We start from the raw sequence: 20207 nt of genomic DNA, 5'->3' as shown, positions 1-20207 counted from the left end.
ATGTCATCGAATGATCCCAACGCAACGAAACTGAGAATGACGCTGAGCGGCGGCGAGACAACCGCAGCGCGTAACATCGAATTCGATACAGCCGGCGGCACGCTTGGCCGTGCGCCCGAGTGCACCGTCGTGCTGCACGACACGCAGCGCGCAATCTCGCGCGTGCAGGCGCGCATTGAATGGCGTGACGGCGCTTTCGTCCTGATCGATACAGGCAGCAATCCCACCTTGATTAACGACCAGATCCTCGATGGGTCGCGTCAGGCGCAGCTTCACGAAGGCGATCGCTTGCGTATTGGGCCGTATTCGCTGGATGTATTCATCGAACAGGACCCGCAAGATCAGCAGGACCCGCAGAACCTGACCATGATGACGCGCCCGCAAGTGCCGGCAACGCCGGCGCCGATGCCGGAGAAACCAGATTGGGATGTGAAGCCCGTCGCGCCGCTGATTCCCGATGACTGGAACGCGCCGCATGAAGCATCGAAGGAAAGTCACGCCAATACACCGTTCACGCCTGATCCGCTCGCGTCCACACCGCTCTTGCGCGAGCCTGCGCGATTCGGTGTGGACGCGAACCAGGAACTGATCGACGCGCTCGGCGCGCCCGGCGGTGCACTTGGAATCGGTCCTGCGAAACGGGATGTTTCGCCCTTCGCGGTATCGGGATCGAGCAAGGGTTTCGAACATGTATCGCCGGAACGCGCCATGTCCGCCGTGCCAGCGTTGCTGCCAATAAACGAGCAACGCGCCGCAAGTATGGAGGGTGACGTGGACTCATTTATTCCGCCGATAGAACTGAAGGAGGGCTCGCCACCTGTGCTCCCAGAGACGGCGTTCGTCGTGCCCGAGCCAAAGGCCCAGCCCCAGCCTCGGCCGAAAGCGCAGCGACCGGAAGCCGCCGCAGCGACACCACCGGCAAATGATGACACCACGTTCGCAGCACTGCTCGATGGCCTCGGCATCCATGCCGGCACCGTCCGCCACATTCCCGCGCCCGAACTTGCGCGACTTGTCGGCGGCATGCTGCGCGTGGCGACGCAAGGAACGATGACCGCGCTGCGCTCACGTTCCATGGCCAAGCGCGAGACGCGCATAGCGATGACGCTGATCGAGGAGCGTGACAACAATCCGCTGAAGTTTTTCCCGGACGTCGACATGGCGCTCACGCAAATGCTCGGTGCTGGCGGCGCGGGTTATCTCGCACCCGAAGATGCGTTGCAAGAAGCCTTCCGCGATATCCAGGCACACGAACTCGCCGTTGTAGCGGGCATGCGTGCCGCGCTCGAACATGCAATGTCGCGTATTGATCCAGTGACCATCGACAGATCGCTTGGAGCGGCGAAAGGTCTCGACGCATTGCTCGGCAATCGTCGCGCGCGCCTCTGGCAGCGTTTCGTCGATACCTGGGAACACGTGGCGCGCGACGCCGGCGACGACTTCCAGCGCACTTTCGGCGAGCCTTTCAGCCGCGCATACCAGGCGCAGCTCGACGCGCTTACGCGTCCAACTCCAAGCGAATAAACCATGTACTGGAATAGCAAGGTCATCTGGTCAGAAGGCATGTTCCTGCAGCCGCAGCATCTGCAGCAGCACGACCGCCACGTGCAGACGCAACTCGAAGCCCGCGTTGAAAGCCTGCGTGCTTACGGCTGGGGTTTTACATCGGTGGAAATAGATGAAGCACTGCTGAAACTCGGCAAGCTCGCGCTGCGTTCGGCGGCAGGCGTGTTGCCCGACGGCACGCCGTTCAACCTGCCCGCCGACGACGATCTTCCCGAGCCGCTCGATATCCCCGAAGGCACGGCTAACCTGCTCGTCGTACTCGCGTTGCCGGTGCGCCGGCCGGGCGCAACCGAGTCGGGCGGTCCCGAACGCGTCGACAATCTCGCGCGTTATCGGGCGGAAGAATTCGAGGTGCACGACAGCAACGATCCCGATGCCGTCAGCACGTTGCTGCAAGTGGGCAAGCTTCGTTTGAAGCTTGCGCTCGAACCGGACGTGGCGCACGCGCATGCTTATGTGGGCGTCGCGCGCGTGGTCGAGCGTCTGAGCGATTCGCGCGTGGTGCTGGACGAAGAATACTGCGCGCCGTGTCTGGACTTTCGCGTGGCGGCCAAGCTCGCGCGTTTTTCAACCGAACTCAACGGCTTGCTGCAGCAACGCGGCGAGGCGTTGGCGGGCCGCCTTTCGCAACCGGAAGCGGCGGGCATGGCGGAAATCTCCGACTTCCTGCTGCTGCAGATCGTCAACCGGGCGCAGCCGCTGGTCGCGCATCTTGGTTCGATGACCGGCCTGCATCCGGAAGCGCTGTTTCAGGCGACGCTGCAGCTGGCGGGCGAGCTTGCGACTTTCAGCCAGCGCGATCGGCGGCCGCCGGTTTTTCCGGTGTATCGGCATGACAGGTTGAAGGAGACGTTCATGCCCGTCATTGAAGCGTTGCGTCTTGCCTTGAGCCGCGTCGCCGATCCGGGCGTCGTGTCGATACCGCTCGAGGAACGCAAGTACGGCCTGCGGGTCGCGCTGGTCGCCGACCGCTCGCTCTTCACGAACGCCACCTTCGTGCTCGCAGTGCGCGCCCAGGTTCCGACCGAAACGCTGCTGTCCGCGTTCGGCAGCCAGGTGAAGATCGGCGCGGTCGAAAAGATTCGCGATCTCGTCAACCTGCAGTTGCCGGGCATCGGCTTGCGCGCGTTGCCGGTCGCGCCGCGACAGCTTCCGTTCCATGCGGGGTTCACGTATTTCGAACTCGACGACAAGAACGAAGGCTGGCAAGCGCTCAACGCATCGGCCGGCATGGCGCTGCACGTCGCGGGCGAATTCCCGGGCCTCGCAATGGAATGCTGGGCCATCCGTCGATGAAACAAGGACACTGCAATGACTAACGACACGGACCCGACACTCGACGACTCGGGTTTCCTGGATGCGGCCCGCACGATCATGCTGCCCACGCCCGGCCTCAAGCGCGAGCGTGCGGCGGCTGCCAGGACCACGGCGAAGGCGCCCGCATTGGCGCCGCTCGACGCCACGCTCGCCGGCCGCAATCCGCTGCTGCGCGCCGCGAATCCGCTGCTCGAACTCGCCTTGCCATTGCGCCGCCTGACGAGCCATCCTGACCTCGAAGCACTGCGCACGCAATTGATCCAGATGGTGCGCACGTTCGAAGCCAACGGGCGCGCGTTCGGCGTGCCCGACGCGCAGCTTGGTCCGGCGCGCTATTGCCTGTGCACGTTTATCGATGAATCGATTGCAGCCACGCCGTGGGGCGCGGGCGTATGGGGCCGCCGCAGTTTGCTCGTGACGTTCCATAACGAGGCATCGGGCGGCGAGCGCCTGTTCGTGATCCTGCAGCGCCTTGCACAGACACCCGCTATCGACGTCGATCTGCTCGAACTGATCTACGTGATGCTCGCGCTGGGCTTCGACGGACGCTACCGTTTGATGGAAGGCGGCAAGACTCAACTCGATGTCATACGCGAACGCCTCGAACAGATGATCCGCGCGCAGCGTGCACCGATCGAGCGCGCGTTGTCGCCGCATTGGCGGCCCGCGCCGCGCGAGCGCAAGCGCTTGCTGCAGTTCATGCCGCTATGGGTCGCGCTTGCGCTCGCCGCATTCGTGCTCGTCACGGCAAGCCTTGTATTGAGCTTTCGCATCAACGATTTTTCCGATCCGGTGTTCGCTTCCATGCGTTCGATCCGCGTGGCGCCTGCGCCCGTGCTGGCGTCGAAGGTCGATGCCGCGCCCAAGCTTTCCGCCGCGCTTGCCGGATTCCTTGCGCCTGAGATTGCGCAAGGCCTGGTGAGCGTCGGCGATTCGGCGGACCGCACCACGGTCACGATCAACAACACGGCCACGGGCACGCAGTTGTTCGCATCGGGCAGCGCCGATCTCGATCCTCATTTCGCCCCGCTGATGCAACGCATTGGGGACGCATTGCAGGACAAGCCGGGCAACGTGGTAGTGATCGGACACACCGATAACCAGCGCATCATCTCGGCGCGGTTTCCATCTAACGTGGCGCTCTCTCAGGCTCGGGCCGACACGGTGCGCGCGATCCTCGCGGCGCGCATCAATTCGCCCGCGCGCCTGAGCGCCGAAGGACGGGGCGACACGGACCCGGTTGCATCGAACGATACCCCTGCGGGCCGCGCGAAAAATCGTCGCGTAGCCATTGTGATTCTTTCGCCAGGAGCCGCGTCATGAGATGGTTAAGCGGATTCAGAAAGCCGGCGGTCATGTCGTTTTTCGGCGTGATGGCGCTGGCGTTCATCGTGTGGTTCGAGGGGCCGTTGCTCGCGTTCAACGGCAGCGCGCCGCTTGGCAGCACAACAAGCCGATGGATCGTGATCGCGCTTCTCTTCGCATGCTGGGCAATTTATTTCGGCGCGCGTGCTTTGAAGGCGCGGCTCGCGAGTTCCAGTTTCGTGCGCGGTCTTATCGCGGATTCGGTGAACCCTGCGAATCGCGAACCGAGCGAGGCGCGCAAAGCAGCCGATGCCGATCTCGCGATCCTGCGCACGCGTTTTGAAGAAGCATTGAAGACGCTGCGCAGCACGGCAACAGGCAAGGACAACAAAGGCTGGCGCTCGTGGTTCAATGCGCGCCGCCAGACCATCTACGACCTGCCGTGGTACATGTTCGTCGGTGCGCCGGGCGCGGGCAAGACCACGGCGCTGGTCCATTCCGGCCTGCGCTTTCCATTGGCAGACCGTCTGGGCGCGCAGGCGATTGGCGGTGTCGGCGGCACGCGTCATTGCGACTGGTGGTTCACCGACGACGCTGTTCTCCTCGACACAGCCGGCCGCTTCACCACGCAGGACAGCCACGCAGAAGCGGATCGCGGCGCGTGGCTTGGCTTCCTTGCGATGCTGCGCAAATACCGTCCGCGGCGGCCGCTCAATGGCGTGATGGTGGTCGTATCGGCGGCGGACCTGTTGCAGCAGACCGACGCACAGCGCTCGGCCCACGCAGCGTCGGTTCGTGAACGCTTGAGCGAGCTTAACAAGCAGCTAGGCATGCGTTTTCCGGTGTACGTAGTGGTCACGAAGAGCGACATGCTCTCGGGCTTCTCCGAATTTTTCGATGACCTCGGCCGCGACGAACGCGAGCAGGTCTGGGGCATGACGTTCCAGTATTCGGTGGAGGACGATACGGAACATGCGGCGCAACCATTGCAGCGTTTCCCCGATGAATTCCGCCTGCTGCACGGCCAGCTTCAGGATCGGGTGTTGCAACGCATGCAGCAGGAAACCGATGTGCGCCGCCGTGCGCTGATCTATTCGTTCCCGCAGCAGTTCGCTGGAATCGAAGCATCGTTGCAGCGCTTTCTCGACGATGCCTTCGGCGAATCGCGCTTTGATCGCGCTGCATTGTTGCGCGGCGTGTACTTCACGAGCGGCACGCAAAGCGGCCGGCCGCTCGACCGCATGATGAGTTCCATGGCCGCCGCGCTCGGGCTGCAACGCGAGGTGTTGCTGGCGGATACATCAAGTGGCCGCGCCTATTTCGTAAAGCGCTTGCTGCGCGACGTGATCTTTGAGGAAGCGGGTCTGGCGGGCACTAACTTACGCGTTGAACGGCGGCGCGCGCGCTTCCAGCAGGTTGCCATCGGCGTGGTCGGGGCGTTGTTGATCGCGGGCCTGGTGGGTCTGTTCGCAAGCGACCGGGCGAACCGGCGCTTCGTGGAAGAAAGCCGCCAACAGATCGCGGCCCTGCAGCAGCGCGTGCAACAGACCACGCTCGGCGATGATCCGCTCGCCGTGCTTCCCGTACTCGATGCCGCCCGTGACTTGCCCGGCGGCGAGGCGGAACGCGAAAGCCGCGGCGATATCTGGTGGGCGAAATTCGGCCTGGACCAACGCGAGAAGCTTGGCGCGGAAGCGCAACGTGTCTATCAGCGGTTGTTGCGTCAGACGCTGTTGCCGATTGTCGTGCAGCGCATGGAGGAAGAGTTGCGGCGTGGAGATGCGAACAACGCCGCGCTTCAATACGAAGTGTTGCGCGCGTATCTGATGCTCGGCGACCCGACGCACTACGATCCCGACGCGCTGAGAAGCTGGGCCATGCGCGACTGGCAACGCGGTCCGCTCAGGACGGCAAGCGACGCGCAGCGGGCGAGCATCGACCAGCATCTTGAAGCGCTTTTCCGCCGTGGACAGTTCGACTCGAACCTGCCGCTCGATCAGAACCTGATTGCACAAGCGCGCGCAACGTTAAGCCGCGTGCCGCTTGCGCAGCGTCTGAACAGCCGTATCCAGCAGCAGCTTTCGCAACTGCATCTGGCTGATTTTTCGATCGCAAAGGCGGCGGGGCCGAGTGGTTTGCTTGTGTTCGTGCGCAAGAGCGGAACGCCGTTGACGCAGGGTATCGATGGCGCTTATACGCAAGCCGGATTCACCGCGTTCCTGCGTTTGCGCGAGATGACGCTTGCCAACATTGCGAAGGATGACTGGGTATTGGGACGCGCTGAAACGAAACCGGATGCGGCGGGTATCGACGATCTTCGTACTGCGCTCACGCGTTTGTATTGCGAGGAAAGTATCCGGCAATGGGATGGCCTGCTTGGCGATGTCGGCGTCGTGCCGTTCTCCGCACCCGATCAGGGAGCGCGTGTGGCCAACCTGATGGGATCGCAGAATTCGCCGCTGCGCGCATTGATCGAGGCGGCGTCGGTCGAGACCACGTTCGTCGCGCCCAGCGCTGCGACTGGCGCTGCCACGGGCAAGTTCGATGCCTTGCGCAAGAGCTTGGGCAGTGGATCAGCGGAAGGACAAGCGCAGCCTGCCGCGGCCGCCGACAGCGCCGCGCTCGTCAACACGCATTTCCAGGCGCTGCATGATCTGGCGGGCAAGCCCGGCGCGGCGTCCGGTGCGCCCGTGGACGACTCCATCAATGCATTGAAGGAAGCCGCCGCAACGTTGCAGGCGGTCGATTCCGCGCGCAAGCAATCGCTGCCCCTGCCGCCGACAGGTTCGCTCGACCGCCTCAAGCTGCTCGCGCAAGGTGCGCCCGCGCCGCTGGGTTCGGTGCTGCAGGGCGTCGCCGATAACGCCGACACGGTGCAGGTCCAAAGCCAGCGCGCGCAGCTTCGGGCGCTGTGGGCATCGGCTGTTGCACCTGCTTGCAGGCAGGCGCTCGACGGCCGCTATCCGCTCGTGCGTACCTCCACGCGTGACGCCGCGCCCGATGACTTCGGCCGCATTCTCGCGCCCGGTGGGTTGATTGACGACTTCTTCCAGAAGAACCTGCAGAACCGCGTGGATACGTCGGGAGCCGTGTGGCGCTGGCGTCCGGAAGCGCGTTCGCTCGGCATTCCTGATGATGTGCTCGCCCAGTTTCAGAACGCCGCGCAGATTCGCGATGCGCTCTTTCGCGACGGCGGCCATGATGTATCGGTGCGATTTTCGGCGAAGCTTGCGGCCATCGATCCATCGGTCAAACGCTTTGTACTCGATATAGACGGCGTGCAACTGGTTGCCACGGACAGCACGCCGGGCGCCACAGCAGCATTCCAGTGGCCAAGCGGTAAAGGCACGGGACAAGCGCACGTGGAACTTGAACCTGCGCAAACGAGCACGCCGCACGCGGACGGTCCGTGGGCGTTGTTCCATCTGCTCGATACAGCCCGCATTACGCCAGCGGGCCAACCCGATCATTTCAAGGCAGCGTTCGGCAACGGCCTGGTCACGGTCGATCTCACCGCGAGCAGCGTGGTCAATCCGTTTCGCGCGGGCGTGCTCGACCGCTTTCGCTGCCCGGCGCAACTATGATGAAACGCGAAGAAGCCGGCACGGGTTTCTACGGAAAAGTGCGCACGCATGGTGATTTCGTCGGACGGGGTTTGTCGCGGGAATTTGTCGTGCAATGGGATGCGTGGCTGCAGCGCGGCTTGCTCAAGGCACGTGAACGGTTCGGCGAAGCATGGCTGCAGGACTTTCTTGGCATGCCGCTATGGTGCTTCGCCATGAAACCCGGCGTTATGGATGACGAAGCATATGCAGGCGTGATGATGCCGGGCATCGACGCGGTTGGGCGTTATTTTCCTTTGGTCGTGGCCCGTCCAATGGATCACACTGTTTTCCACGACTGGCTGCGCAGCAGTTCCGCGTGGTACGAACATGCTGCGGGACTGGCGCTATCGACGTTGAAGGCGAGCTTTTCGCTGAGCACATTCGAGGCCGAGCTGGCGCAACTCGACAGCGGTGCGGAGACGCTCGTCTGGCGCGACACGTTCAGGCGCTTTTTGAACGAGGACAATGCGGCGAGCGTGTGGTGGACAGCGGCGCAAGCGCTGCACACGCATGAGGGCGCGCTGGACGCGGCGCTGTTCCTGCGCTTGCTGGAAGGCTAATCGGGGACGATACCGAAATCCCGCGCCAACGCATCGCGGTCTTTCGGGTTCTGCACAGCTTCTATAAGACGCTCGTAGAATGCGTCGGTATCGGGCACGTTTGCAGCAGCGCGCGCCACTATGACCCGCGCTATGGGCCCAACATACGCGGCCAGTTTGAGCGTTGCGTCCTGCAGCAACGCGGGCTCAAGGTTCGCGCGGACCATCGACGTGTTCCCGGGCATTGAAGTCCGCTTCATGCTCGAGGAAACCCGCGATCCGTCCCCCGGCATTTCCAGCCGCATCAAAAGCGAATTGAAATCGCGACGCGCGGCGTCTGTCGGAAAATGCGCGGCAAGCCGCTCGCGCAGCGCGTTGAAGTCCGACGACCTGGCCGTTGCACGACGCAGCAAGATCGTCGCGACGGGCCCTACGTGACTTGCCAGACGCTCCTCCAGTTGCGCAATCAGTTCGGGCGGCCATTCCATTGACGGCTCGCTGAGTTCAGGCGCTTCGAGCAATGCGACCGGCTTCGCAAACGCGATGACCGTCTGATCGCTATCGTCGGATTGCGCTGCACCGAGCGCGCCCATCAGCAAGTCGCGCCATTCGCGCGCGGAAGAAAATCGATCGTCGGGGCGCTTGGAAAGCGCCTTCATCAAGATGGCGTCGATATAACCCGGCAGATCCGGCGCGATTTCCGATGGCAGCTTCGGCGTGTCGCTCAACACTTGCCGCATGACCACGGTCGGTGTGCCCGCGAACGGACACACGCCGGTCAGCATTTCGTACAGCACCACGGCGGCGGAAAACAGATCGGCGCGTGCGTCAATGGTTTCGCCGGTGAACTGTTCCGGCGACATATAACTAGGGGTACCAATCACCGTACCCAGTTGCGTGAGATGCGACGCTTCTATTCGCGCAATGCCGAAGTCCGTGATCTTGCACTCGCCGCGCTGCGTGATCAGCAAATTGGCAGGCTTGATATCGCGATGAATCACGCCTTCCTGATGCGCGTAATCGAGTGCATCGAGCAGCTGTACGAAGCAGCCCAACGCACGCGCCGGTTCAATGCGCGTTTGGGTCCGGGCATGTTGCACGAGCCGCGCGGCAAGGCTCTCGCCGCGCACATACTCCATCGTGATGTACGCGGTGTCCGCCGCTTCGCCGTAGTCGTACACCGAAACAATGTTCGGATGCGCAAGCCGGCCCGCCGCACGCGCTTCGTTCAGGAAACGCGCGGTCAGGTCATGCAGCGAGCCGCCTTCGGAACCGCTCGGCAACAACTCGTGGCGGATGGTCTTGAGCGCGACATGGCGCTCGATCTGCGGATCGAACGCCAGATACACCACGCCCATCGCTCCGCGTCCAAGCACACGCTCGATGCGGTATCGGCCGAGTTCGGAAGGGGTATCGGCTGCGGCGGTCATGATTCGTGCGGCTCTTCGTCGAGTATCTTGAACGCTTCAACCAGACTCGTGCGCATGCGTCCAAACGATACCGCCAGCGACGCAATCTCATCCGATCCTCCGGTCGGCAGCGGTGTTTCGGCGAGCTTGCCTAGGCTCATTTCGTCGGCGGCGCGCGAGAGCGCTTGAATTGGCCGCGTGATCAGCATGTTCACCATTACGTTCATCACGATCAGCACGACCGCGAACACTGCCGTCAACGACAGCATGAAGGTGCGCCAGACAGCGCGGCCGCGTTCTATGGGCTGTGTCATGGGCACCGAGACGAACTCCGCGCCGATCACGTCATTCATGGTCCAGCCGAAACCGTTCGCCGAGCCGTATTTATCGATCATGGTGGCGGGCGCCGCGCTCGGCGTGCTGTGGCATTGCATGCACGCCACGTCCGTGATGCGACTTGGCCGCGCGAGGAACAGCGTCGGATTGCCGGACGAGATGCGCTGGCCGGTCATCTGTTTCAGGTCGGGATGGTCGTGCAGATGCGTGATTACATCGGTTTCCCAATCCGTCGGGCGGTCGCGCGGATTGGTCGGATTGAGCATGGTCGACTTGTAGGAAAAGTTCGGGAAATCCTTCTGCAGCAGGTTCAGCATTTCGATGGCCGAGAACGCGGGAATGGATTCGGGCACGAACTGGTATTTGATCTGCGTGGCGAGCAGCGGCGTGACGTGGGTCGCGGTGTAGCTTTGCATCGATGCAGCCGCGCTGATCAGCACGTTGGCGTCGTGCACGGTTTCATCGAGCGCCTGCTTTTGCAGCAGGCGGTCCGCGACCACGCCCGCCGCGCTCAATGCGATTGCGAAGATGAACAGAAACACGAGGTTGAACTTGACGCTAAGGGAGAGTTTGCGTTTCATGGGTGCAGATAGAGTGAGTTCGCGGGCCACGCGGACGAGTCGACGCGAAGCGCATGCAGCGCGCGCTGGCGCGCGTCGGGCCGCGGTGCGGGCGGATAGAGCAGCACGCGCCACTCGGGCAGCGCCTTGAGGTTCTGATCGACCGCGCGACGAAACGCGGGGTCGGCCAAGCGCGGACGGAAGCGCGCGGGAAAACGCTTGCGCGCGGGCAAGTCGCTTGCGAGCCACGCGGACACGTCGTCATAGGTCGCGGCACGCAGCGGTTTTGATCCGCTGTCATGTGCGGACGGCGTCACGGGAAGACGCTGCAACGCATCGCGGAAGGCGACCGGCATGTCGGTGAGAAATGCGCTTGATGGACGCTGCGCGATTTGCGGCGGCGCGCTCGCGGTCACATAAGCAAAGCTGCCCGGCGTGATCGTGCTTCGGCGTGCGGAGACGGCTAACGTTTGCGTGCCGCTCTCGCTGAATACGGCGATTGTCGACTTGCCGCCATTGGTGCCGGGAAGGGCCGCGACGACTGCCGCAGCATTCGCGCCGGGTTCAACGGAACCCCGTTCAGTATCGATGGCAGGCGTCGTGCACGGCTCCGTCGCGCATGCATGCGCGACCTTCAGCCAGCCGTCGAGCAGCGACACGCGTGATCCCGCCTGGAGCAGCACGCGCGTCTGCGCGCCCAGCGCCAGCAGATTGCCTGCGTCGTCCTGTAGCTGGACCATGCTGTGCGGCGCGGACTCAATCAGGTCATCGTCACGCAGCGCCTGTCCCGCGTTCAACTGATAGACATTCGTCGTGCGAACGATCGTGACCGGCGCGTCGGCGCTCGCAATAGTCCAGCCGGCATGCGCGTGCGGCGCCGCGAATAAAACGCCGAGCGCGAGCAAGCCGCGCAGACAGCGTTTGAAGGGCGGGTGCGAGCGCGAAGGAAACAGGAAGTAATGAAGGCGATGTCTCATGCGTTTCGCTGTGCGTTAATGCGCCGCGAGCCAGGAAATGGCCGGCGCATTAAACACAACAGCGAAGCGATGAAATTATTCCGCGCCTAGGAAACCGGGCGCGCAGTGAAGGCGTTTTTCGCCGATGCCAACAGCGCTGCGCCTGCCGCACGCGATTCGTCACGGCTGAAGAGCGGTGCGACCTGGCTGCTGGAAATCTGCTTGCCAAGCGCGGTCAGGTCGACGCCCTGAGGCTGCCCGATCAGCGCATAGCCGAGCTCGGCCTGACGCCAGGTGACGACGGTCATCGACGCCACTTTCTGATCGGCCACCGCCGCATCCGGCTTGACCTCTTTCATCACGCACAGCGCAATGGGAGCGCCTTCCTTGGGCAGATACACAATCTGCACGAGCGGCTTGTTGTTGAAGCGCAACCGCTGCACGCGCTTGAACGTCAGTCCCGCCGCGCTCAAGTCCGGAATGCGCAGCGCGAGGCCGTCGTCCTGGCGGATTTCGTTGACGGTCTTGATGGACAGATCCGTGTCGCTGGTGACGTTCGCGACCGTCTCGCGCGAATAGAGTTGCTGGTAGCTGGCCGCAGCCGTAATCCACGGCGATACACCCGTTCCCACCGATGCAATCGATGCACCCACGGTCGAAGCCGGTCCCGCGCCGGGTCCGAGCCGCAGCACGAGTCCGCACGCGAACGCGCCGCCGAGGAACGCGACGGCGAGCCACGCCGGGGCCACGCGCAGCCGCGAGCGGATAGTGGACGAAGCAGGGCTTCCGGGCACGCGTTCGGCCACTGGATCATTGACACTGACATCGGCTTCGGCAATCGCGGCCTGCGTTTGCGTGGCCGCCTTGATCTTTGCCGCGCGCGCCATCTCTTCTATCTTCGCCGTCAGGCTGGCCGGTACGGGCGGCAACTTCTGTCCGGCAAACGCGTCGCGGTACGGCAGCCGCGATGCCTGCAAGAGCGCGACGCGCTCAGCCACGTCGGGAGAAGTGCGCAGTTCGCGCTCGACTTCCTCGCGTTCGTGCGGCGGCAGTTCGCCGTCCACGTAGGCCATCAGCAGGGTATCGTCCGATTTCATAAGACTTAAGCAGTTCGCTTTCGCTGATGATTTATGTTTTTGTTTCTCTCGTGCCCTTTATTGCTTCCGGCGACGAGCAACTGCTCGTTGCGCGATTGCAATCGACCTTCGAGGACCTACTGCTTCATCACAGTTTGTAATGGCTGATATATAACCAAATCCGCGTGTCCGGAACAGCCAGCATAACTACCCGTTGCGCTGCCGGCAACGCCGGACTGTCAGGAATAGGCCGCTTGAGACCGCCCCAACCGCGCGACGACGCCTCAAGTGGAACCGGCGCTATATGAAGAACACTTCAGGTTTCGCCAAAATTCCATATGTGCCAATTTAAAATAGTCGGCCATACAAAACATGCGATTCCGGCAGAGCCGAACCTGTAACAAGTGTAACTGTGTTTTTGTGCGGACGCTTAAACCGTGTTTCGTGCAACCCACATGTTTTGAATGTCGCTAGGAGAAAACGCCGCGGGCAAAAACGCGCCACGGCGTACACGCTGTGAAAAATCAGCTGACCGATGCAATCGGCGGGAACACAGAACCCGCGTCGCCAAACAGTTGCTCCACTTCGCGATTAGAGATCCGCTTGCCAAGCGCATTGAGGTCCACGCCATCCGGCTTGCCAATCAGCGCGTAGCTCAGCTCGGCCTGACGCCAGGTGACCACGCGCATGGCGTCGACATCCTGGCCCGAAACCGCCTGATCGGGTTTCACGTCCTTCATCACGCATAGCGCAACAGGTTCGCCCTTTTCGGGCTGGTACACGATCTGCACGAGCGGCTTGTTGTTGAAACGCAGCCGCTGCACCGTCTTGAACGTCAGGCCGGCGCTGCGCAAGTCCGGAATGCGCAGCGCAAGACCGTCGTCGCGACGGATGTCATCGACAGTTCTCGACGACGTTTCCGCAGTCTCGTTGACGTAAGCCAGCGTGTTGCGGGTGTAAAGCTTCTGGTAGCCCGTGGCCGCCTGCACCCACGGCGAGAGATTGCTTGCAACTGTCGATCCCGGTGCGCCGTGCTCCAGCAGAGGGCCGAGCCGCAGGAACAAGCCGCCGCAGAACGCGCCCGCCACGCACGCCGCGGCAAGCCACGCCGGCACGGTTCGCAAGCGCGAACGAACGGGCGCGGCGGGAGCTTTTGCAGACGCTGGCATGGCGCTGTCATTGACGGCGAACGCGACTGTCGGCGCGGCGGTCTTGCCCGCATGCGCGCGGGACATCGCTGCGATCTTTTGCGTGAGCGAATCCGGAACGGGCGGCAAGTTCTGCGTGGCGAACGCGTCCTGATAATCCACGCGCGACGTCTTCAGCAGCGCAACCAGCTCCGCGGCTTCGGACGAAGCGCGTATGTGTTCCTCGACTTCATGGCGCTTGGCCGGCGGCAGTTCGCCGTCGACATAGGCCATTAATGTCACTTCCGTGACTTCTTCGGTTTTCATGCGATTGAATCCTTTCGCGTCGCCGATGCTTTTGGCTTCGGTTCCTGCGCGCCGAATTGCGCGCCGACGGCTTGCCGTGCGCGCGACAAACGGCTCATGACGGTTCCGATAGGAACCTCGAGCACATCCGCGGCTTCCTGATAGCTCAAGCCTTCGACCGCGACCAGCAGCATGACCACGCGCTGCGCTTCGGGCAGGCGTTCCACGGCGCTGATGATCTGGCTGTGCATGAGTTGCGTTTCCGGACCCTTGTCGACCGGGTCGGCAACGTTTTCCAGGAAGTCGTCATCCCATTCCATGCTTGAACGTTTGCGCACGCTTCGCGCCCGCAACTCGTTGATCCAGGTGGAATGGACAATTGAGAACATCCAGCTTAACGGGGCCGTATCGGGCTGCAACTGATGCGCCCGTTCGAGGCCGCGCAGGCACGCCCGCTGGACGAGATCCTCGGCGTCGTGCCGGTCGCCCGATATGCGCAGCGCGAAGGCCCACAAGCGCGGCAGCATCTCGGGGAGCATGCTTGGTAAGTCTGCACCGTTCATCGAACGAATATCTCCTGGTACCAGTGTCTTGTCCGAATGCTGCTGGCAGCATGCACGCGAGCGCTGCGTGAAACGAACCGTGAATTTTAACTTGAGATCGGACATCTCGCCGTGTAGCCGTGCGGCGAACCGCGAGGCCTAGCGCCGGTTACTTGCTGCCTGTGCTGCTAATGCTTCTTCCCGTGTCCGGCGATTGAAGGAAACCGCATAAGCCGACGAGCGCGCAGCCAGCAAGGGGTCGTCCGACGGCTCCATTCCAACCGGCAAAACAAGCGGATCGAAGTTGATATCGCGACAAGGTCCATCAATTTGCGATTCCGCCCGGCCGATCACCAGCACGCCCGCATCCACGCGATGCAATTCCCGCTCTTCTGGCCAGACGCGCGTGGCGTCGTTCGTCGGGTCCCCCGGACCGGCCGGCGTGATCATCAGATGCCAGCGCACCGGGCCGCGCTCGAGCCGCTTGCTCAGGTCGTGCGCGAGGAAATCAGGATCCCGCGCGGCGCTCGCGGCGACGGGCCGGTACGTCGCATCCGGCACTACGCTCCAGCGCACGAAGCGCGTGTTGCCGGCCGCGTTGGTAAATTTGAACGCATTGATGCTGAAATAACTGGCGTCATAAAAAGTCGATGAAGCCGGGTGACTCGACAGCCATTCATGAAAAGCCCTTGTTTCAGGATGCTTTTCAAGGAACATCTCCATCTTCGCCGGATCCACGCGGCCGCTCGCGGCGTCCGGCCGTGAAGCGGCCAGCTGCTCCAGCAGCGCTTGTGGCGTGCTGACGGCGAAGATGGGCACGGAGTTCATCGCGGTGCGCCATTGCTCGCCATGGCTCAACGTGAAGCTGAGTGCCAGGCTGCGCACCATGGCGGTGTCGTCTTCCTGCGTCGGATCGAAACCCGGCGCCGAGAGACGGCCGACCACCGGCACCACGCCCGGCCTGAATACACTTGCACGCGAAAGCTGCGTGCCGTTGCCGTTGCTTTCGAACCGGCCGCTCACGCATACGCCCTTGGCATGATTGCGCCGAAAGCCGGGATGCGGACCCGTATTGGCTTCGAACGCATCGATCAGGCGGCTCGAGGTAAGCGGTGGCTGACCAATCGGCCCATGCACCCATCCGCCGGCCCATGCAAACAATCCCGCCGTGGCGCCAACGGTTACGGCAATCAGCGCATAGCGGGATATCAGGCTGGAACGACGGCGCTTTTCAGTCATGGCGATGCGTTGGCTTCATTGCTGCCATGGGGAATCGGCCCTTGATTGGCGACACCGGCAAGCCAGGAAGTCAGAAGGCCGTAAGTATAGTTGGACAAAAAGGTTGTCTGTTGACCTTATGACACAAATATTTTTGATGGTGCCGGCCGCGAAGCCGGAAAATCGGTCGCGATCAGCCGAAATGGAGCGCCGCGCCTGAGCGCGCCACGCGCGCGGGAACCCGGTTTGTGAAAACGTTATCTGACAAGTCGCGCCGGGCTTACCAGCCGTAGAACCGCTCCCACACCTCAATCCGGCCTTCGCCCGAGCGCGCGTGATACACGGGGTATTGTGCGCCGGTCGCGCAGGCGTGGTTCGGCAGGATCAGGAGCCGCGTGCCCACGGGCAGGCGCGCGGCGATATCCGTGTCCGGCTGACCCGTACTCGCGAGAATGCCATGTTCCTGGTTCGCGCCAGCAAGCGTGTAGCCTTCGAGCGGCGCGCCATCCAGCGTGCATGGTTGCCCGTAACCATAGTCGTGCGTTTGCTTCGCCGTGCCGCGGTCGCGGCTCATCGCCATCCAGCCGGCATCGAGAATGGCCCACCCTTTGTCGGCTTGATGCCCGATGACCGTGGTCAGCACGCTCAGCGCCAGATCGGCGGTATCGCACGCGCCAACGTTGCGCATCACGAGATCGAAGAACACATAGACGCCTGCCCGCACCTCTGTCACGCCCTCCAGATGCCGCGCGGCGAGGGCCGTTGGCGTGGAGCCGACACTGACGACATCGCACGGCAGGCCCGCGTGGCGCAACCGCTTGGCCGCGTGCACGCAACCGGCGCGCTCCTGTTCGGCGAGCGCGGCGAGTGCATCCGGCGTGTTCAGTTCGTAGCTCGAACCTGCATGCGTGAGTACGCCGCCAAGACGCGCGCCGCCCTGGTTCAGCGCGCGGCCGATGTCTATCAAACGCGCTTCGCCGGGCTTGACGCCTGAGCGGTGACCGTCGGTATCGATCTCGATCCAGACCTCGAAAGTCTCGCCATGCAAGCGGCCAAACTCCGCGATGGCGTTCGCCGATTCGAGATTATCGGCGATGAGTTTCAGATCGCAGCCGGCGTGCTTCAACGCCAGCGCGCGCGGTAATTTCGATGCAACCATGCCCACTGCATACAGGATGTCGCTGAAACCGGCCGCGAAGAACTGCTCGGCTTCCTTCAGCGTGGATACCGTGATGCCGCGCGCGCCCGCATCGCGTTGCGCACGCGCCACCTGCACGCACTTCGACGTCTTCACATGCGGCCTGAACGCCACGCCGAGCGCGTCCATATGCGACTGCATGCGCTCGATATTGCGCATCATGCGCGGCCGGTCGATCAACGCGGCGGGTGTTTCGATCTGGTCGAGCGTCATTGTGCGGAGTTTTCCTTCGATAAACCGAAATCGCGCAGCCAGGGCAGCAACGCATCGAACGTCGGCGCTTCGACTTCGGGCGCCTGCGCTCCCTCCACGAGCGGGAGATGCACGCGGTTGTGCCAGTAAGTCCGCAAGCCGAGCCTGGCGGTGCCGAACATGTCATAGCTCGAACCGGCGACGAACGCAGCGTCGTGAGCGCTTACTTCAAGGCGATCCAGCGCCTGCTGGTAAGGCCGTGGATCGGGCTTATAGAAGCCCGCGCTTTCCGCTGTCACGATCACATCCCAATCGATATCGAACAGTTCCGCAGCCTGCTTGCCGAGCCGCTCGGAACAGTTCGTTACGATCGCGAGCTTGCAGTGCGGCACGAGTCTGCGCAGCGTATCGCGGGCGCCCCTCCATGGCGCAAGATGCAGCCATTGGGCGTCGAGCGTGCGCGCGGCCGACTCATTCAGGCCGACCTGCAACGCGGCCTGACGCACGAGTTCTTCGTAAGGCACATACGCGCCGGAGTGATAGGTCAGCCGCAGATATTCCGCGCGCCACGCGCGGCCAGCGGCTTCGCTGCCAGCCACGCGGTTCCACAGGGTCCATGAATCCAGCAGGGCGGTCAGCAGGTCGAACAGCACTGCTTTCGGATAATTCGAGGCAGATTGATTTGGCATGATGGGCACAACTCTACCGATAAAACATTAAGGTATGGTTAAATCGGATCACATCTATCCTTAAACTGAATTGAACGATGGAACTCGCCGATCTCAGGCTCGTCACCACGCTTGCGCACTCGGAATCGCTTAGCGCGGCGGCGCGTGTGCTCAACGTGACCACATCGGCGCTTTCAATGCGGCTCAAGAAGCTGGAGGAAACGCTGGGCGTAACGCTCGCCACGCGCGATGCCCGGAACATGTCGCTGACTGCCGACGGCGCGAGGCTCGCACGCGAAGCCCAGGGCTTGCTCGCGGCAATCGAAGCGCTTCCCGATACCTTCCGCGACCAGACCGCGCGCCTCGCGGGTCACATCCGCATTGCGGCGCCGTTCGGCTTCGGCCGTGTGCACGTTGCACCCTTGCTCGCGCGTTTTGCGCGCGAGAACCCGGAGATTCGGCTGCAACTCGATCTGCTCGAAACACCCTGGCCGCATAGCCACGATGCTGACGTCGTCATCCAGATCGGCACGGTGCGCGACACGTCGTGGACCGCGCGGACATTGCTTGCGAACGAGCGATGGTTATGCGCAAGCCCGGCTTATGTCGCGGCGCGCGGATATCCACGCGAACCGCGCGCGATCCTCGATCACGATTGCATCTGTATCCGCGAGAACGATGAAGACGTGACGCTCTGGCGCATACGCCGAAGGCGCTCGCGAGCCGGCGCGCGGAATTCGACGCCGCTTGCGCTGCGTGTCAGCGCGGCGTTCAGCACCAACGACGGCAGCGTTGCGCGCCGTTGGGCCGAAGATGGCCTGGGCCTCGTGCTGCGTTCGCAATGGGACGTGGCGGATGCGGTTGCATCGGGCAAGCTCGTCCGGCTGCTTGGCGAATGGGACTTTGGCAGCGCGCCAGTCATCGCGCTGATGCCAACGCGCCGGGGCAGGCCTCAGCGCGTGCAGGCGTTGCTGGACTATCTTGCGGCGAACCTCGGCGTCAGCCACTGACAAGACCGCCGCTATAATCCAGCGGATCAGATTCCATCCACGCGTGCCGGTTCATTCGTCGCGCTTCAACGGAGTGGCCGCATGAAGTATTCGAATCTCGTCGGGCGTCTGCAAGGCAAGCGCACTGCCGCATGGGAAATTCATCACGCGGCGCAGCAAGCCTTCAATAAAGGCAACGACGTCATCATTCTGAGTGTTGGCGATCCGGATTTCGCGACACCCGAAGTGATCGTCGATCGTGCTATTGATGCGCTGCGCGAAGGCGACACGCACTACGCGGAAGTGGTTGGACGCGCGCCGCTTCGTGCTGCGATTGCGCGGGATCACGTGCGCCAGACCGGCAATCAAGACATCGATGAGAACAACGTGATCGTCGTGGCGGGCGCGCAGAACGGACTCTTCGCTACGTCCATGTGCCTGTGCGAAGCGGGCGACGAGATCATCGTGCCTGAACCGATGTACTTGACTTACGAAGCCAGCGTCCGCGTCACCGGCGCGACGCTCGTGCCCGTGGCCGTAAATCTGGCGAAGGCATTTCATCTGGATTGCGATGCGCTCGAAGCCGCCATCACGCCGCGTACTAGAGCCATTTTCTTCGCGACGCCGTGCAACCCGACCGGCGTTGTCATACCGCGCGAGGATCTTGAGCGCATTGCATCGCTGGCGAAAAAACACGATCTGTGGATCGTCTCCGACGAAGTCTATGCCGACCTGACGTTCGATCGCGAGCACGTCAGCATTGCTTCGCTCGAAGGCATGGCCGAGCGCACGGTGACAATCGGCAGCTTGTCGAAATCGCATGCAATGCCAGGGTGGCGCGTGGGTTGGGTGGTGGGTCCGAAGGCGCTTGTCGAACATCTTGGACGGCTCGCGTTGTGCATGTTGTACGGCTTGCCGGGTTTCATTCAGCAAGCAGCAATGACCGCGCTCGAGAACCGTCCGCGGATTGTTGCGGACATGCGCGAGATATACCGGCGGCGCCGGGACATTGTGTTCAATCGTCTGCGCAATGTGCCCGGCTTGCGTTGCCTTTTGCCCGAGGCAGGCATGTTCATGATGGTCGACGTGAGAGGCACGGGCCTGAGCGCTTACGATTTCAGCTGGCAGCTATTTCGCGCTCAGGGTGTGTCGTTGCTCGATGCAAGCGCGTTCGGAGAAACCGCAACGGGTTTCGTGCGGCTCGGTTTTGTCCTCGACGAAGCACGTCTTGCCGAGGCATGCGAGCGCATCGCGGCGTTTGTAGCAAGCCTCGAACGTTAGTCTGGTTGTTCCGAAAC

Annotated in this window: 16 protein-coding genes; 7 read left to right on the top strand and 9 right to left on the bottom strand. The window is 62.8% G+C overall.

Features of this window, described 5'->3' with window-relative positions:
- The 5 genes from tagH to tagF are packed head-to-tail and all read left to right on the top strand — an operon-like array spanning position 1 to position 8353.
- Positions 1–1524: a type VI secretion system-associated FHA domain protein TagH gene (tagH, locus tag ACRWA7_RS00685; RefSeq protein WP_438390639.1), complete on the top strand. Its 1524-nt coding sequence runs from the start codon at positions 1–3 to the stop codon at positions 1522–1524.
- 3 nt (positions 1525–1527) lie between these two features.
- Positions 1528–2862: a type VI secretion system baseplate subunit TssK gene (tssK, locus tag ACRWA7_RS00680; protein WP_438390638.1), complete on the top strand. Its 1335-nt coding sequence runs from the start codon at positions 1528–1530 to the stop codon at positions 2860–2862.
- A 15-nt stretch (positions 2863–2877) separates the two neighbouring features.
- Positions 2878–4206 (top strand): type VI secretion system protein TssL, long form, encoded by a 1329-nt coding sequence (gene tssL, locus ACRWA7_RS00675; protein ID WP_438390637.1) that lies wholly within the window; start codon positions 2878–2880, stop codon positions 4204–4206.
- On the top strand, positions 4203–7772 hold the full coding sequence (gene tssM / locus ACRWA7_RS00670) for a type VI secretion system membrane subunit TssM (protein ID WP_438390636.1): 3570 nt from the start codon (positions 4203–4205) through the stop codon (positions 7770–7772). The genes tssL and tssM overlap by 4 nt, the downstream gene beginning before the upstream one ends.
- Positions 7769–8353 (top strand): type VI secretion system-associated protein TagF, encoded by a 585-nt coding sequence (tagF, locus tag ACRWA7_RS00665; RefSeq protein ID WP_438390635.1) that lies wholly within the window; start codon positions 7769–7771, stop codon positions 8351–8353. The genes tssM and tagF overlap by 4 nt, the downstream gene beginning before the upstream one ends.
- Here tagF and ACRWA7_RS00660 read toward each other — a convergent pair.
- The 9 genes from ACRWA7_RS00660 to ACRWA7_RS00620 all read right to left on the bottom strand — a co-directional run bounded on the left by ACRWA7_RS00660 (position 8350) and on the right by ACRWA7_RS00620 (position 17941).
- Positions 8350–9762 carry a serine/threonine-protein kinase gene (locus ACRWA7_RS00660; protein WP_438390634.1) on the bottom strand — a complete coding sequence of 471 codons (1413 nt, stop codon included), beginning with the start codon at positions 9760–9762 and terminating at the stop codon, positions 8350–8352. The two genes, tagF and ACRWA7_RS00660, sit on opposite strands and share 4 nt — an antisense overlap.
- Positions 9759–10658 (bottom strand): c-type heme family protein, encoded by a 900-nt coding sequence (locus ACRWA7_RS00655; protein WP_438390633.1) that lies wholly within the window; start codon positions 10656–10658, stop codon positions 9759–9761. Before ACRWA7_RS00655 ends, ACRWA7_RS00660 begins: the two co-directional genes overlap by 4 nt.
- Positions 10655–11614 (bottom strand): hypothetical protein, encoded by a 960-nt coding sequence (locus tag ACRWA7_RS00650; RefSeq protein WP_438390632.1) that lies wholly within the window; start codon positions 11612–11614, stop codon positions 10655–10657. The genes ACRWA7_RS00655 and ACRWA7_RS00650 overlap by 4 nt, the downstream gene beginning before the upstream one ends.
- 86 nt (positions 11615–11700) lie before the next feature.
- Positions 11701–12690, bottom strand: a complete 990-nt coding sequence (locus ACRWA7_RS00645) for an anti-sigma factor family protein (RefSeq protein WP_438390631.1) — start codon at positions 12688–12690, stop codon at positions 11701–11703.
- A 503-nt stretch (positions 12691–13193) separates the two neighbouring features.
- Positions 13194–14123 carry an anti-sigma factor family protein gene (locus tag ACRWA7_RS00640; RefSeq protein ID WP_438390630.1) on the bottom strand — a complete coding sequence of 310 codons (930 nt, stop codon included), beginning with the start codon at positions 14121–14123 and terminating at the stop codon, positions 13194–13196.
- Positions 14120–14665, bottom strand: a complete 546-nt coding sequence (locus ACRWA7_RS00635) for an RNA polymerase sigma factor (RefSeq protein WP_060858784.1) — start codon at positions 14663–14665, stop codon at positions 14120–14122. The genes ACRWA7_RS00640 and ACRWA7_RS00635 overlap by 4 nt, the downstream gene beginning before the upstream one ends.
- 138 nt (positions 14666–14803) lie before the next feature.
- The gene (locus ACRWA7_RS00630) at positions 14804–15883 is read right to left on the bottom strand and encodes a catalase family peroxidase (RefSeq protein ID WP_438390629.1); all 1080 of its coding nucleotides are present in this window, start codon (positions 15881–15883) and stop codon (positions 14804–14806) included.
- Between the two features lie 259 nt (positions 15884–16142).
- A complete protein-coding gene (locus tag ACRWA7_RS00625) occupies positions 16143–17273 on the bottom strand; it encodes a DSD1 family PLP-dependent enzyme (RefSeq protein WP_438390628.1) in 1131 nt (376 codons plus the stop codon).
- Positions 17270–17941: an HAD-IA family hydrolase gene (locus tag ACRWA7_RS00620; RefSeq protein ID WP_438390627.1), complete on the bottom strand. Its 672-nt coding sequence runs from the start codon at positions 17939–17941 to the stop codon at positions 17270–17272. Before ACRWA7_RS00620 ends, ACRWA7_RS00625 begins: the two co-directional genes overlap by 4 nt.
- 77 nt (positions 17942–18018) lie before the next feature.
- Between ACRWA7_RS00620 and ACRWA7_RS00615 the strand changes: the two genes are divergently transcribed.
- Both ACRWA7_RS00615 and ACRWA7_RS00610 read left to right on the top strand, forming a co-directional pair.
- On the top strand, positions 18019–18930 hold the full coding sequence (locus ACRWA7_RS00615; protein WP_438390626.1) for a LysR family transcriptional regulator: 912 nt from the start codon (positions 18019–18021) through the stop codon (positions 18928–18930).
- 81 nt (positions 18931–19011) lie between these two features.
- Positions 19012–20190 carry a pyridoxal phosphate-dependent aminotransferase gene (locus tag ACRWA7_RS00610; protein WP_438390625.1) on the top strand — a complete coding sequence of 393 codons (1179 nt, stop codon included), beginning with the start codon at positions 19012–19014 and terminating at the stop codon, positions 20188–20190.
- Positions 20191–20207 lie beyond the last annotated feature (17 nt).

This window comes from Caballeronia sp. DA-9, from assembly GCF_051615025.1.
In the GTDB taxonomy this organism is placed as follows: domain Bacteria; phylum Pseudomonadota; class Gammaproteobacteria; order Burkholderiales; family Burkholderiaceae; genus Caballeronia; species Caballeronia sordidicola.
Note: the sequence above shows the minus strand (reverse complement) of the source record. Positions and strands in the feature narration are given on the sequence as shown.